Source organism: Burkholderia sp. MSMB1835, assembly GCF_001526365.1.
In the GTDB taxonomy this organism is placed as follows: domain Bacteria; phylum Pseudomonadota; class Gammaproteobacteria; order Burkholderiales; family Burkholderiaceae; genus Burkholderia.
In genome coordinates this window covers 287,199-301,295 of the sequence record NZ_LOYP01000052.1, presented here as the reverse complement: position 1 = coordinate 301,295, position 14,097 = coordinate 287,199, and the positions used below count along the sequence as shown (strand labels likewise).

The following is a 14,097-nucleotide window of genomic DNA, read 5'->3' as shown; positions in this document are numbered from 1 at the left end:
GCCGCGATTCATGCTGGCCCCGTTCCTGCATACCGGTCGATCGCGCAATCGCGCGACGGGCACACCGGCAGCGTTGCCGCGCGCCCGACGACAACCCGACGGAGACAGCAACGTGAATACACCGGCACCGATCACTTCCCCCAGCATGAAGGCCGCCGTCTGGCATGGCCGCCACGACATCCGCGTCGAAGCGGTTCCCGTTCCGGAGCGCCCGCCCGCAGGCTGGGTCACGATCCGCGTGCACTGGTGCGGCATCTGCGGCTCCGATCTGCACGAATACGTCGCCGGGCCGGTGTTCATCCCGGTCGACGCGCCGCATCCGCTGACCGGCCTGAAGGGCCAATGCATCCTCGGTCACGAGTTCAGCGGCGAGATCGCCGAACTCGGCGCGGGTGTGTCGGGCTTCGCGGTCGGCGACCGCGTGACGGCAGACGCGTGCCAGCATTGCGGCACCTGCTGGTATTGCCGGCACGGGCTGTACAACATCTGCGAGAACCTCGCGTTCACCGGGCTGATGAACAACGGCGCGTTCGCCGAATACGTGAACGTGCCGGCCGAACTGCTGTACAAGCTGCCCGACGATTTCCCGACCGAGGCCGGCGCGCTGATCGAACCGCTCGCGGTCGGGCTGCATGCGGTGAAGAAGGCCGGCAACATCGTCGGGCAGACCGTCGTCGTGGTCGGCGCGGGCACGATCGGCCTGTGCACGATCATGTGCGCGAAGGCCGCGGGCGCCGGGCGCGTGATCGCGCTGGAGATGTCGGCCGCGCGCAAGCAGAAGGCGCTGGAGGTCGGCGCGAGCGTCGTCGTCGATCCGAAGACGTCCGACGCGATCGCCGAAGTCAGGGCGCTGACGGGCGGCTACGGCGCCGACGTGTCGTTCGAGTGCATCGGGCACACGGCCACCGCGAAGCTCGCGATCGACGTGATCCGCAAGGCCGGCAAGTCGGTGATGGTCGGCATCTTCGAGGAACCGGCGCCGTTCAACTTCTTCGACATCGTGTCGACCGAGAAGGAAGTGATCGGCTCGCTCGCGTACAACGGCGAATTCGCGGACGTGATCCGCTTCATCGCGGACGGCCGCATCGACGTGCAGCCGCTCATCACCGGGCGCATCGCGCTCGGCGACATCGTCGCGCACGGCTTCGAGGAACTGGTCAACCACAAGGACCGCAACGTGAAGATCATCGTCCGGCCGGCCGTCTCCTGACCGCACGCGCGGCCGCGGCATCGAGGGCGGCCGCGCCGCGCAGGCTGCCCGGCCGCCCCGCCGCCGAGCGTCGCACGTGCGGGGGCGGCGCGCCTGCGCGGCGGCGCCCTTCCCGCTACCGTCATCGCCCGAAGCAGCCGCCATGTACCGCTCCATCCGGATGCGGGATGCCGCAACATTCGCCATCCCTAACCCGGCGCGATTCTTCGATATACTGGGCCGAACCCTTTTCGGGGCAACCGGGGGCAACCACGCGTTTCGCGCGTTCGCCCCGACCTGCGTGGAATGGCGCACCGTGAAACCGCGAGCCGGCCTGATTCTCGAACTCTTCGTCAACCTCGTGCTGCCCTGGGTGGCCTATCGGGTCGCGCATCCGTATTTCGGCGAAACCGGCGCGCTGTACGCGTCGGCGGTGCCGCCGATCGTCTGGTCGATCGTCGAATTCATCCGCTCGCGCCGCGTCGACGCGGTGGCGGCCATCGTGCTGCTCGGCATCACGCTGTCGATCGTCGGGATGGCGTTCGGCGGCAGTCCGCGCACGTTGCTGATGCGCGAATCGATCGGTTCGGGCACGATCGGCGTCGTGTTCCTGCTGTCGCTGTTCCGTGAACGCCCGCTGATCTTCTATCTGGCCCGCGCGACCGTGGCCCGCGAGATGGACGGCGGCGCCGCGCACTTCGAAGCCGTCTGGGACGCGCAGCCGGGCCTGCGGCAGATGCTGCGGCTGATGACGTTCGTGTGGGGCGCCATCATGACGCTCGAGATGCTGCTGCGCTGGTGGATGGTCGTCAGCTGGCCGGTCGAGCGCGTGCTGGTCGTGTCGCCGGTCATGGGCTACACGGTGTTCGGCTGCCTGCTGCTGTGGACGTTCTGGTACCGGCGGCGGATGCGCGTGCGCAACAGCGTCGACATCCCGGGCCGCGGCGGCATCACCGAAACCGCCGGCCGCTGACGCACGGCTGCCCGGCCGGGCGGCGGCGTGTCACCGCACCTGCTGTATGATGCGCGGCGTCTCGTCCGCCCATCCGCTTCCCGTCATGTCCCTTTCGCTCCTTCCGTGTGCCACGATCTGGCTCGCCCTGTTCGCGGCCGCCGCATTCGCGTGGCATCGCCCGCTGCACGGCCTGAGCATCGGCCTCGCCGCGCTGGGCTATGCGGGCGCCCTGGCGTTCGGCCAGCTCGCGCCGATCGCGCTGGCGCCGTTCGCGCTGCTGATCGCGGCCGGCTGGGGCGTGTTGCCCGAGCGCCCGCTCGCGGTGCGCATCGCCGCGCACCTCGTCTTTGCCGCGCTCGCGATCGCGCTGAGCCTGCACCTGCTGCCCGGCTTCCACAACCCGCGCGTGATCGGCCCGACCCGCTTCACGCCGGACGCCGTGCCGTTCACGATGTACCTGAATTTCGACAAGCCGCTCGTCGGCTTGTGGCTGGTGTGGGCGCTGCCGTGGGTGGCTCCCGACGTCGCGCCGTTGCGCGCGCTGCGCACCGGCGTGGTGGCGGCCGTCGCCACGGCTGCCGCGTGCCTGGCCGGCGCGCTCGCGTTCGGAATGGTCGGCTGGGCGCCCAAGTGGCCGCCGTCCGGCTGGCTGTGGCTCGTGAACAACCTGTTGCTGGTGACGCTCGCCGAGGAAGCGCTGTTCCGCGGCTACGTGCAAGGCGGCCTGACCCGCGTGTTCAACACCTGCTCGTGGGGCCCGTGGGTTGCGCTCGCGGCCGGCGCGGTGCTGTTCGGCGCCGCGCACGCGGCCGCCGGCTGGCAGTGGATCGTGCTCGGCACGGTGGCCGGCGTCGGCTACGGGCTCGCGTGGCAGCGCGGCGGCCTGCTCGCCGCCGCGCTCGCGCATGCGGGGCTGAACGTCGTCCACTTCGGCCTGTTCACCTACCCGATGCTGGCCGCCGCGCGCTGATCGCGGCGCCCGCGAGCGACGCTGCTCAGTTGAACCCGGCCACCGCGTGCGGCACGTACGGGCGTTCGAGCGCGGCGATCTCGTCCGCGGTCAGCTTCAGCGCGAGCGCGCCGAGCGCATCGTCCAGTTGCTGCGGCTTCGAGATGCCGACGATCGGCGCGGTCACGCCGCGCTTGTGCGCCACCCACGCCAGCGCGACCTGCGCCCGCGGCACGTTGCGCGCGGCGGCGATCGCCGCGACGGCCTCGACGACCGCCTTGTCGGCGTCGACCGTCGCGTCGTACAGCCGCTGGCCGACGTCGTCCTTCTGCTGCCGTTCCGACGTTTCGTCCCAGTTGCGCGTCAGGCGCCCGCGTGCGAGCGGGCTCCACGGAATCACCGCGATGCCTTCGTCCTCGCACAGCGGCAGCATTTCGCGCTCTTCCTCCCGATACAGCAGGTTCAGGTGGTTCTGCATGCTGACGAAGCGGGTCCAGCCGTTCTGCTTCGACGTATGCAGCGCCTTCGCGAACTGCCACGCGAACATCGACGACGCGCCGATATAGCGCGCCTTGCCGGCCTTCACGATATCGTGCAGCGCCTCGAGCGTCTCCTCGATCGGCGTACCGTAGTCCCAGCGGTGAATCTGGTAGAGATCGACGTAGTCGGTGCCGAGCCGCTTCAGGCTCTGGTCGATGTCGGTCATGATCGCCTTGCGCGACAGGCCGGCGCCGTTCGGCCCCGGCCGCATCCGGTAGAACACCTTCGTCGCGATCACGACCTCGTCGCGCTTCGCGAAATCGCGCAGCGCGCGGCCGACGATCTCCTCGGACGTTCCGTCCGAATACATGTTCGCGGTGTCGAAGAAGTTGATGCCGGCCTCGACCGCCCGCTGGATGATCGGGCGGCTTTCCGCTTCCGGCAGCGTCCACGGATGCGTGCCGCGCAACGGCTCGCCGAATGTCATGCAACCCAGCACCAGCTTCGACACGTCCAGCCCGGTCGATCCGAATTTCACGTATTCCATTGCACGCCTCTCCATTCGAGTCGGGTTTGCGGCCGGATGCGCGCCGCGCATCCGCCAGACGTCGCATGGTATCCCGCATGCCGCGAACGCGTACGACCGCGCGCCGCATGCAGGCTGCGTGAAAGGACGAAAAGGGACGAACCGGAAGGCCGGTTACTTGACCTGGTCGGCGATCGGCTGCAGGAACGCGGAGAAGCCGGTCAGCATGATCTGCACGCCGATGCACAGCAGCAGGAACGCCGACACGCGCTTCGCGACCTTGGTCCCTTCGCTGCCGAGGTAGCGCGCGAGCAGCGCGGAGCGGCTGTAGACCTGCCAGATCACGAGCGCGACGAGCACCGACACGGCGATCGACACGATGCTCGACAGCATGAATTCCGACAGCTTGTGCGTGCGGTTCGCGTTCAGCGCGATCGCGGTCGCGATCGAGCCGGGGCCGACCGTCAGCGGCACCGTCAACGGGAAGAACGCGCGCGTCATGATCGCGTTCGCGTCGATCGGCTTGACCGGCGTGTCGCCGCCGCCCGGGCCGTCCGGTTCGTTCAGCATCTGCCAGCCGGCCACCGCAACCGCGAAGCCGCCGCCGATCCGCAGCGCTTCCATCGAGATCCCGAAGAAATGCAGCACCGGCGTGCCGGCGAAGAACGCCACCATCAGCACGACGAACGCGTTGAACGCGACCTTCCTCGCAAGCAGATCCCGTTCGTGCGCGGTGAGCGCCTCGGTTCGTTCGAGAAACAGGAACGCGATACCGATCGGATTGATGATGCCGATCAGGCCGGTAAAGCCGAACAGGATCTCGGAGACGAGGCGATTGACGATCATCGTGCGAAGCAGCGGTCGGGACGGGGCCGGCAGCGCGCCGGGGGTCACGCATTGTAGTGCAAGCGCCCGCGTCCGAGACGCAAAATGCGGGCGGCCTGGTTTTGCCGTCGATCGCCGTGAACGTGCGTCGCGCAGCCTTATTCGGCGCCCGCCTCCCAGACCGGCGGCCGTTTCGCGAAGAAAGCCGCGAAGCCTTCCTTCGCTTCCGGCGTCGCACGCACGCGGGAGATCGTCTGCGCGGTGAACGCCGCGCGTTCGTCCGACGGCGGGTACTCGCCGATCGCATCGAAAAAGCGCTTGATCTCCGTCAGCGCGTGCGGGCCGTTGCGGCCGAGCTCCGCGAGCGTCCGCTCGAGCGTGTCGTCGAGCGCATCGAGCGGCACGGCCTGATGAATCAGGCCGATCGCGACGGCGTCGGCAGCCGCGAGCTGCGTCGCGGTCAGCGCGAGACGGCGCGCCTGGCGCTGGCCGACCGCCTCGACCAGATACGGGCCGATCACGGCCGGCAGGATCCCGAAGCGCGCCTCGCTGACCGAGAACCGCGCGTGATCGCTCGCGATCACGATGTCGCATGCCGCGCACAAGCCCACGCCGCCGCCGAACGCGTGCCCCTGCACGCGCGCGACCGTCGGTTTCGGGCACTGCCGGATCGCACGCATCATCGCGGCGAACCGCTCGGCGTCGCGCAGGTTCGCTGCCGCATCGTTCGCGCTCGCGCGCTGCATCCACTGCAGGTCGGCGCCCGCACAAAATGCGCGACCGTCCGAACGCAGCACGATCGCGCGCACGTCGTCGCGCCGGCCGAGCGTCGTGAACGCGTCGGTGAGCTCCGCGATCATCGTCTCGTCGAACGCGTTCAGCACGTCGCCGCGCCGCAGCGCAACGGTCGCGATGCCGCGCGCATCGACCGTGACGGCCAGGGTCTTCAATTCATCCATCGAACAGGTTTCCTCGGGTAGCACGACACACACATCGAAATCAGGCGGCCTGGCGGCGATCGATCACGCGGCGTGCCTTGCCGGTCGCGGTCGCGGGGATGCCGCCAGCCGCCAGCACCGTCACGCCGGACGACACGCCGACCATCGTCTTGATCCGGTGCTGCAGTTCGCGCGCGAGCGCCGTGCGCTCGCCGTCGGTAACGGACGCCGCCGCTTCGGAGCGCAACTCGACCGCGAGGTCGAGCCGGTCCATGTGACCGTCGCGCGACAGCGTGATCTGAAACTGGCCCGACAACTGCGGCAGCGCGACGACGATCTCCTCGATCTGGCTCGGGAACACGTTCACGCCGCGCACGATCAGCATGTCGTCGGAGCGGCCCGTGATCTTCGCCAGGCGCCGCATCGCGCGCGCGGTCGGCGGCAGCAGCGCGGTGAGGTCGCGCGTGCGGTAGCGAATCACCGGCATCGCCTCCTTCGTCAGCGACGTGAACACGAGCTCGCCCTCGCTGCCGTCGGGCAGCACTTCGCCGGTGACGGGATCGATGATCTCCGGGTAGAAATGATCTTCCCAGATCACCGGGCCGTCCTTCGTCTCCACGCATTCGCACGCGACACCCGGCCCCATCACTTCCGACAGCCCGTAGATGTCGAGCGCGTCGATGCCCACGCGCGTTTCCACTTCGTCGCGCAGCGCCTGCGTCCACGGCTCGGCGCCGAAGATGCCGATCTTCAGCGACGATTCGGCCGGGTCCATCCCCTGCCGCACCATCTCGTCGATCAGGTTCAGCATGTACGACGGCGTGACGAGGATGATCTTCGGCTCGAAATCGCGAATCAACTGCACCTGCTTCTCGGTCTGCCCGCCGGACATCGGCACGACCATGCAGCCGAGCCGCTCCGCGCCGTAATGAATCCCGAGACCGCCCGTGAAGAGGCCATAGCCGAACGCGTTGTGCAGCGTATCGCCCGGCCGGCCGCCGGCCGCGCGGATCGAGCGCGCGGTCACGTTCGCCCATGTGTCGATGTCGCGCGCCGTGTAGCCGACCACCGTCGGCTTGCCGGTCGTGCCGCTCGACGCATGCACGCGCACGACCTGCTCGCGCGGCACCGCGAAGAGGCCGAACGGATAGTTGTCGCGCAGGTCGCTCTTGGTCGAAAACGGGAATTTCGCGAGATCGGCGAGCGACTTCAGGTCGTCCGGATGCACGCCCGCCGCATCGAACGTGCGCCGATAGTGCGGGACGTTGTCGTACGCGTGGCGCAGCGACCATTTGAGGCGTTCGAGCTGCAGCGCCTGCAGTTCGTCGCGGCTGGCGGTCTCGATCGGCTCGAGGGCGGCGGCGGGATGCGTCGGGTGAGTCATCGGGATGCTCCTCCAATGGAGTGATGTCGTTGTCGTGTTCGAGGTAACGAGGCGGTCACGACCGGAACGTGCGACCGGCCGCGTGCAGCGCGGCGAGGCGCGGCGACACGCGATAGCGGTCCTCGCCGTAGCTCGCCGCCAGGTTCGACAGCACGCGATGCACGCGGCCGATGCCGATCGCATCGGCCCACGCGAGCGGGCCGCACGGATAGTTCACGCCCTTCTCCATCGCGAGATCGAGATCGGCCGGCGAGCAGACGCCCTGGTTCACCGTGTCGGCCGCTTCGTTCGCGAGCATCGCGACGGTGCGCATCGCGACCATCCCCGGCACGTCCGCGACGCCGACGACGCGAAAACCCGCCTGCTGGAACAGGCCGACCGCGTCCGCATACGCCGCGTCGCTGCACTGGAGCGCGCGCGTCAGCGCGACGAGGCCGGCCTGCGCGTAATCGCGCGCGAGATCGACGAGCACGAGATCCGCCACGCCCGTTTGCGCGGCGCGCGCGGTGGCCGTCCGGCCGTCGGTCAGCGCGATCGATGCGCGGCCGGCCACGGCGAGCAGATCGTCGGCATGCGCGTCGTTGCGCCGCGCGTTCCCGATGCGGTCGACGAAGCGCGCATGCAGCGCGGCGGCCGGGCCGTCCTGTGCAAACAGCGCGACCTCGGCCGGCGCGGTGCGCGCAGGCTCGAGATCGGGAGCGGCCGGCGTCGCGCCGTCCGCATACGAATAGAAACCGCGCCCGGACTTGCGCCCGAGGAAGCCCGCATTCACCAGTTCCTGCTGGATCAGCGACGGCGTGTAGCGCGGGTCGTTGAAGTACGCGCGGAACACCGACTCGGTCACCGCGAAATTCACGTCGTGGCCGATCAGGTCCATCAGCTCGAACGGCCCCATCCGGAAGCCGCCGGCTTCGCGCATCACCGCGTCGATCGAAGCCGGCGTGCCACCCTGCTCGTTCAGCACGCGCAGCGCCTCCGCGTAATACGGCCGGGCGACGCGGTTCACGATGAAGCCCGGCGTCGATTTCGCCATCACCGGTTGCTTGCCCCACGCGGCGGCGGTCGCATGAAGCATCCGGGCGACCTCGGGCGCGGTCGCGAGCCCGCTGACCACCTCGACGAGCGCCATCAGCGGCGCCGGGTTGAAGAAATGCAGGCCGGCGACGCGCTGCGGCACGCGCAGCCCGGCCGCGATCGACGTGATCGAGATCGACGACGTGTTGGTCGCCAGCACGCATGCGTCGTCGACATGGCGTTCGAGAGTCGCGAAGATCTCGCGCTTCACGTCGAGCCGTTCGGCCGCCGCCTCGACGATCAGCGCGGCGCCCGCGAAATCGGCCAGCGCGCGCACCGCGCGGATCCGGTTGCCGGCCGCCTCGGCCTGCGCCGGTTCGAGCCGGCCCTTCTCCGCCAGCCGCGCGAACTGCGCGCGGATGCCGGCCAGTGCCTTGTCGCAGGCCGCCTCGCTCAGGTCGTACAGCAGCACCGCATGGCCGGCCGCCGCCGCGACCTGCGCAATGCCCGCGCCCATCGCGCCGGCGCCGATCACGCCGACGACGGCCGACGGCGCGAGCGCGCCCGAGTTCACCGAATGTGCAGAGGAAACAGCCATCGCTTGCGATCCGTCATGAAGTGGAAGTGCGAGCGATTATAAACCGACCGGTCGGTAGATTTATGTCAGGGCGAGCCCGAATGTGTCTTGCAAAAAACCGTTACGAAACCTGCAACGACAGAAAATCGGAAGATCGGGGCACTTTTTGTTTACCGAAAGGTCAACGTAAAGGTTCGAATATGAGATAGTGACCCCCGAACGCCTGATAAAATTCGACAAATTGCCGGATTCCAGGGGGAATGCGTGTCGCGCCGTCACCGCCGTCCATCGCCCCTTTTCGGGGTCGAATCGGGCTTCCGGCCCGCGTGTCGCCTCAGGTGCTCGTCTTGCCGTCCGCGGACAGCCGCTTCGAACCGTTTCATCCCGCGACGGGCTTCGGCCCGCCCGCGCCCCTCGCCGCCTCGCGGCAGCGAACCCAGGGCAGCGCCGTTGCGTGCCGCCCCCCTTCGGTTTCATCGTCTTCGTTCGGCGGATAGTACGGCCGGGCTTCGTCAACCCGTGACGGCGCGTCGCGCGCCGCCACTCGCATAAGGAAACCCTCATGCCGCTCTCGTCCAACCAGCTCCCGCGCTGGACCCTCTGGGCCCCGCTTGCCGCCTGGCTGGTACTCGCGCTGTCGCGCGTCGTGCCGGTCGAAGGTCTCGTCATCGCGGTGTTCGCCGCCGCGCTCGCCGGCGCCGTGTTCGCCGCCGTCCACCATGCGGAAGTCGTCGCGCACCGCGTCGGCGAACCGTTCGGCACGCTCGTGCTCGCGGTCGCAGTGACCGTCATCGAGGTCGCGCTGATCGTGTCGGTGATGCTCGGCGCGGGCCCCGAAAAATCGGGCCTCGCCCGCGACACCGTGTTCGCCGCCGTGATGATCATCTGTAACGGCATCGTCGGCATCTGCCTGCTGGTCGGCGCATGGAAGCACGGCGAACAGGACTTCCAGGGGCGCGGCGCGAGCAAGGCGCTCGCGGTGCTCGCGTCGCTGTCGGTGCTGTCGCTCGTGATGCCGAACTACCTGAACGCCGCGCCCGGCCCGTTCTTCTCGAAATCGCAGCTCGCGTTCGCCGGCGTCGCGTCGCTGGTGCTGTACGGCGCATTCGTGTTCGTGCAGACCGTGCGTCACCGCGACTACTTCCTCGCCGCGCACGACAGCGCGGACGAAGCGGTGCACGCGGCGGCGCCGAGCAACCGCACCGCGATCATCAGCATGGTGCTGCTGTTCGCGAGCCTCGTCGCGGTCGTGCTGCTCGCGAAGCTGCTGTCGCCGGCCGTCGAGCATGCGGTGCTGAAACTCGGCGCGCCCGAAGCCGCGGTCGGTATCGTGATCGCCGCGCTCGTGCTGCTGCCGGAAGGGCTCGCGGCCGTCACCGCCGCGCGGGCGAACCGCCTGCAGACCAGCATGAACCTCGCGCTCGGTTCGGCGCTCGCGAGCATCGGGCTCACGATCCCGACCGTCGCGGCCGTGTTCATCTGGGTCGGCCAGCCGCTCACGCTCGGGATCGGCGCGATGGAAACGGTCCTGCTGGCGCTTACGCTGCTGGTCAGCACGCTCACGCTGAGCCAGGGGCGCACGACGGTGCTGCACGGCGTCGTGCACGTCGCGCTGTTCGCCGCGTACCTGTTCCTGTCGATCACCCACTGACGTCCCGATGCGCGCGCGCCGGCGGATGCTCGCCGCACGGCCGCGCGCAGGTCTTCCAGCCCCTTTCCTTTCCTTTCCTTTCCTTTCCTTTCCTTTCCTTTCGCTCCGCGCCGCCATTGCCGGGCTGCAATCGCACAATGCGTCCGGTTCGACGGCGCGTTACCTGCGGCGGGCACCCGCTCGCGAGCACGCGCAGCTAAACGCCCGCGTCGTCCGTACTCTGGGTCAGAAACCGCTCGACCATCGCGTTGAACACCGGCAGCGCCGGATTGTCGTTGTCCGCGCGCCATGCGAGATACAACTCGGCCGCCACGTTGACGCCCGCCAGCGGCCGGAACACCACGCCGTCCACATGAAGCTCGCGCGCCGACGCGGGCACCAGCGCCGCGCCGAGCCCCGCGCGCACGAGGCCGAGGATCGTATGCGTCTGGCCGACGTAATGCAGATAGTTCGGCAGCCGCCCGGCGCCCGCGAACATCCCCGAAATCATGTCGTGGAAATACTTGCCCTCGTTCGGCGAATACGCGATGAACGGCTGCCGGTCGAGCTCGTCCGGGCCGATCTGCTCGTAGCCCGCGAGCGGCGCGCCTTCCGCGACCGCGACGAGCATCGGTTCGCGCTGCACGAGCCGGTATTCGAGCGGCTGGCGCGCGGCGCGCTGGCGCACGAAGCCCGCGTCGAGCATCCGCGACGCGAGCGCGTCGATCTGCACGGTCGACACCATCTCGCGCAGCTCGACGTCGACGTCCGGCAACGCATGCGCCGCGTGCGCGAGCAGCACCGGGATCATCCGGTACGCGCTGACGGCCGTGAAACCGAGCGTGATGCGCCCGGCCCCGCCATGCGCGACGCGCTGCGCGGCCTGCTCGGCCCGTGCGGAAAATTCGAGGATGTGCCGCGCGTCGCGCAGGAAGCGTTCGCCGGCCGCGGTCAGGCTGACCTGCCGGCTGCTGCGCTCGAGCAGCGCGATGCCGAGCGCGTGCTCGAGCAACTGGATTTGCCGGCTGAGCGGCGGCTGAGTCATGAAGAGCCGCCGGGCCGCACGGCCGAAATGCAACTCTTCGGCCACCGCGACGAAACAGCGAAGCTGATGGAGTTCAATCATTCAAATCTTGAATCAATCGATAGTCTTTTGATGTTAGACCGATATCGATTCGATTTCTATACTCGGTTCCACCTGATGCGCAGCCCGCGCTGCGCACGACGACCGAGACCTTCATGCCCATCGACATCCTGCTGACCCAGCCGCTGCCCGACACCATCGACGCCGAACTGTCCGCGCGTTACATCGTGCACCGGCTGTATGCGGCCGAGCGGCCGGACGCGCTGCTCGATCGCGTGGCGCCGCGCATTCGCGGCGTCGTGACCGGCGGCGCGAACGGCCTGTCCGCCGCGCTGATGGACCGGCTCGGCGCGCTCGAGATCGTCGCGATCAACGGCATCGGCACCGACGCGGTCGATCTCGAGCGCGCCCGGGCACGCGGCATCCACGTGACGACGACCCCCGACGTGCTCACCGACGACGTCGCCGACATGGCGCTGGGGCTGATCCTGACGACCCTGCGCGACCTCGGCGCGGGCGAGCGCATCGTGCGCGCCGGCCGCTGGGGCAAAACGGCCCAGCCGCTCGCGACGCAGGTCACCGGCAAGCGTCTCGGCCTCGTCGGGCTCGGCCGCGTCGGACGCGCGATCGCGCTGCGCGCGCAGGCGTTCCGGATGCCCGTCAGTTACTTCGGCCCACGCGAACATCGCGACAGCGGCTACCGCTTCGTGCCCGACCTCGCCGCGCTCGCGCGCGACAGCGACGTGCTCGTGATCGCGGCCTCGGCCGATCACGGCAACGTGCTGGTGACGGCCGACGTGCTCGCTGCGCTCGGTCCCAAAGGATTCCTGATCAATGTCGCGCGCGGCAAGCTGGTCGACGAAGCCGCACTCGTGCGCGCACTGGCCGACGGCACGATCGCCGGCGCCGGTCTCGACGTGTTCGCGAACGAACCGCACGTGCCGGCCGCGCTGCTCGAACTCGACCGCGTCGTCGTGCAGCCGCACCGCGCGAGCGCCACGCACGAAACGCGCGAGGCAATGGGCCGCATCGTGCTCGCCAACCTCGCCGCGTGCTTCGCGGGCCAGCGCCCGCCGACCAGCGTCACGCGCTGAGCGCGGCACCGCCCTCCCGTTACAACACCGGATGCCTCCGCACGACGGAGGCCAGGAGACACGCATGTCCAATCGATCCAGCGGCGCTGCCGTCGCCGCCTCGCCCGCCGCCGCGCGCACGATCGGCCGGGTCCGTTATGCGGTCCTCGCGCTGATTTTCGCGGTCACCGTCGTCAACTATGCGGATCGCGCGACGATGTCGATCGCCGGCACCGGCGTCGCGCACGACCTCGGGCTCACGCCCGTGCAGCTCGGCGTCGTCTTTTCGGCGTTCGCGTGGGCCTATGCGATCGGTCAGATCCCGGGCGGCTGGCTGCTCGACCGCTTCGGCGCGCGACGCGTGTACGGCCTGAGCCTGTTGCTGTGGTCGGTATTCACGATGCTGCAGGGCACGGTCGGCGAGTTCGCCGTGCAAGGCGCGGCCGCGACGCTCGCGCTGTTCGCGATGCGCTTCATGCTCGGCCTCGTCGAATCGCCTGCGTTTCCGGCCAATTCGCGGATCGTCGCATGCTGGTTCCCGACCGCCGAACGCGGCACCGCGTCGGCGCTGTTCAATTCCGCGCAATACATGGCCGTCGTGCTGTTCACGCCGGCGATGGCGTGGCTCACGCATGCGCTCGGCTGGGAGCACGTATTCCTGTGGATGGGGCTGCTCGGCATCGCGCTCGCCGTGCTGTGGTTCGCGTGGTATCGCGAGCCGCACGGCCACCCGCGCATGACCGACGCGGAGCGCGACCACCTGCGCGCCCACGGCGCGCTCGTCGATCTCGAGGCGAATCGCGTGCGCGAGCGGCCGCGCACGTCGTGGCGCGACGTGTCGCAGCTGTTCCGCCACCGGAACCTGTGGGCGATCTACATCGGTCAGTACTGCATCACGGCCCTCACCTACTTCTTCATCACGTGGTTCCCGATCTACCTGATCAAGGGGCGCGGGATGACGATCATGGAAGCCGGCTGGGTCGCCGCGCTGCCGGCGATCTGCGGCTTCACGGGCGGCGTGCTCGGCGGCGTGCTGTCGGACTGGCTGATCCGGCGCGGCATGCATCCGTCGAGGGCGCGCAAGACGCCGTTCGTCGCGGGGATGGCGATGGCGACGCTGCTCGTGCTCGCGAACGGCGCATCGTCGAACGCGGTCGTGATCGCGCTGATGACGATCGCGTTCTTCGGCAAGGGGCTCGCGGCGGTCGGCTGGGCGGTGCTCGCCGACACGGCGCCGGAAGGCATGGTCGGGTTGAGCGGCGGCGTCTTCAACGGTCTCGGCAACATCGCCGGCATCGTCACGCCGCTCGTGATCGGCTACTTCGTCGCCAGCACCGGCTCGTTCGCCGGCGCGTTATGGTTCGTCGCCGCGCACGGGCTGATCGGCATTGCGGCGTATGTCTGGCTCGCGGGCCGCTTCGAGCGGATCCGCATCGCGCCGGCCGCATGAGCGGCGCGGCGGCACGCACGCGC

12 protein-coding genes are annotated in these 14,097 nt (G+C 69.2%); 6 read left to right on the top strand and 6 right to left on the bottom strand.

Annotation, left to right across the window (positions count from 1 at the left end):
* Positions 1–145 precede the first annotated feature (145 nt).
* The 3 genes from WS96_RS25370 (at position 146) to WS96_RS25360 (ending at position 3,114) form a co-directional block, all read left to right on the top strand.
* Positions 146–1,210, top strand: a complete 1,065-nt coding sequence (locus WS96_RS25370; protein WP_059836282.1) for a 2,3-butanediol dehydrogenase — start codon at positions 146–148, stop codon at positions 1,208–1,210.
* 295 nt (positions 1,211–1,505) lie between these two features.
* The gene (locus WS96_RS25365) at positions 1,506–2,162 is read left to right on the top strand and encodes a VC0807 family protein (protein WP_059784977.1); all 657 of its coding nucleotides are present in this window, start codon (positions 1,506–1,508) and stop codon (positions 2,160–2,162) included.
* A gap of 85 nt (positions 2,163–2,247) precedes the next feature.
* Positions 2,248–3,114 carry a CPBP family intramembrane glutamic endopeptidase gene (locus tag WS96_RS25360; RefSeq protein WP_059836498.1) on the top strand — a complete coding sequence of 289 codons (867 nt, stop codon included), beginning with the start codon at positions 2,248–2,250 and terminating at the stop codon, positions 3,112–3,114.
* A 25-nt stretch (positions 3,115–3,139) separates the two neighbouring features.
* On the opposite strand, the gene WS96_RS25355 is transcribed toward WS96_RS25360, so the two are convergent.
* The 5 genes from WS96_RS25355 to WS96_RS25335 all read right to left on the bottom strand — a co-directional run bounded on the left by WS96_RS25355 (position 3,140) and on the right by WS96_RS25335 (position 8,858).
* The gene (locus WS96_RS25355; protein ID WP_059836279.1) at positions 3,140–4,120 is read right to left on the bottom strand and encodes an aldo/keto reductase; all 981 of its coding nucleotides are present in this window, start codon (positions 4,118–4,120) and stop codon (positions 3,140–3,142) included.
* A gap of 153 nt (positions 4,121–4,273) precedes the next feature.
* Positions 4,274–4,945 carry a MarC family protein gene (locus WS96_RS25350; RefSeq protein WP_059836277.1) on the bottom strand — a complete coding sequence of 224 codons (672 nt, stop codon included), beginning with the start codon at positions 4,943–4,945 and terminating at the stop codon, positions 4,274–4,276.
* 137 nt (positions 4,946–5,082) lie between these two features.
* On the bottom strand, positions 5,083–5,883 hold the full coding sequence (locus tag WS96_RS25345) for an enoyl-CoA hydratase-related protein (protein ID WP_059836275.1): 801 nt from the start codon (positions 5,881–5,883) through the stop codon (positions 5,083–5,085).
* Between the two features lie 40 nt (positions 5,884–5,923).
* Positions 5,924–7,246: a phenylacetate--CoA ligase PaaK gene (gene paaK, locus WS96_RS25340; protein WP_059836273.1), complete on the bottom strand. Its 1,323-nt coding sequence runs from the start codon at positions 7,244–7,246 to the stop codon at positions 5,924–5,926.
* 55 nt (positions 7,247–7,301) lie between these two features.
* Positions 7,302–8,858, bottom strand: coding sequence for a 3-hydroxyacyl-CoA dehydrogenase (locus WS96_RS25335; protein WP_059836271.1), 1,557 nt, complete (start codon positions 8,856–8,858; stop codon positions 7,302–7,304).
* A 541-nt stretch (positions 8,859–9,399) separates the two neighbouring features.
* Here WS96_RS25335 and WS96_RS25330 point away from each other — a divergent pair.
* The gene (locus WS96_RS25330; protein WP_034204707.1) at positions 9,400–10,488 is read left to right on the top strand and encodes a calcium:proton antiporter; all 1,089 of its coding nucleotides are present in this window, start codon (positions 9,400–9,402) and stop codon (positions 10,486–10,488) included.
* Positions 10,489–10,684: 196 nt separating this feature from the next.
* Here the strand turns inward: WS96_RS25330 and WS96_RS25325 are convergent, their stop codons facing one another.
* Complete coding sequence (locus WS96_RS25325) at positions 10,685–11,593, bottom strand: LysR substrate-binding domain-containing protein (RefSeq protein ID WP_059836269.1); 909 nt, start codon at positions 11,591–11,593, stop codon at positions 10,685–10,687.
* Positions 11,594–11,706: 113 nt separating this feature from the next.
* Between WS96_RS25325 and WS96_RS25320 the strand changes: the two genes are divergently transcribed.
* Together WS96_RS25320 and WS96_RS25315 are read left to right on the top strand one after the other, a co-directional pair.
* Positions 11,707–12,645, top strand: coding sequence for a 2-hydroxyacid dehydrogenase (locus WS96_RS25320; RefSeq protein ID WP_059836267.1), 939 nt, complete (start codon positions 11,707–11,709; stop codon positions 12,643–12,645).
* A 64-nt stretch (positions 12,646–12,709) separates the two neighbouring features.
* The gene (locus WS96_RS25315; protein WP_059836265.1) at positions 12,710–14,074 is read left to right on the top strand and encodes an MFS transporter; all 1,365 of its coding nucleotides are present in this window, start codon (positions 12,710–12,712) and stop codon (positions 14,072–14,074) included.
* Positions 14,075–14,097 lie beyond the last annotated feature (23 nt).

Coding starts and splice junctions, on each gene's coding strand:
- WS96_RS25370 (WP_059836282.1), top strand. CDS start 146: ATGAAGGCCGCCGTCTGGCATGGCCGCCACGACATCCGCGTCGAAGCG.
- WS96_RS25360 (WP_059836498.1), top strand. CDS start 2,248: ATGTCCCTTTCGCTCCTTCCGTGTGCCACGATCTGGCTCGCCCTGTTC.
- WS96_RS25355 (WP_059836279.1), bottom strand. CDS start 4,120: ATGGAATACGTGAAATTCGGATCGACCGGGCTGGACGTGTCGAAGCTG.
- WS96_RS25350 (WP_059836277.1), bottom strand. CDS start 4,945: ATGATCGTCAATCGCCTCGTCTCCGAGATCCTGTTCGGCTTTACCGGC.
- WS96_RS25345 (WP_059836275.1), bottom strand. CDS start 5,883: ATGGATGAATTGAAGACCCTGGCCGTCACGGTCGATGCGCGCGGCATC.
- paaK (WP_059836273.1), bottom strand. CDS start 7,246: ATGACTCACCCGACGCATCCCGCCGCCGCCCTCGAGCCGATCGAGACC.
- WS96_RS25335 (WP_059836271.1), bottom strand. CDS start 8,858: ATGGCTGTTTCCTCTGCACATTCGGTGAACTCGGGCGCGCTCGCGCCG.
- WS96_RS25330 (WP_034204707.1), top strand. CDS start 9,400: ATGCCGCTCTCGTCCAACCAGCTCCCGCGCTGGACCCTCTGGGCCCCG.
- WS96_RS25325 (WP_059836269.1), bottom strand. CDS start 11,593: ATGATTGAACTCCATCAGCTTCGCTGTTTCGTCGCGGTGGCCGAAGAG.
- WS96_RS25320 (WP_059836267.1), top strand. CDS start 11,707: ATGCCCATCGACATCCTGCTGACCCAGCCGCTGCCCGACACCATCGAC.
- WS96_RS25315 (WP_059836265.1), top strand. CDS start 12,710: ATGTCCAATCGATCCAGCGGCGCTGCCGTCGCCGCCTCGCCCGCCGCC.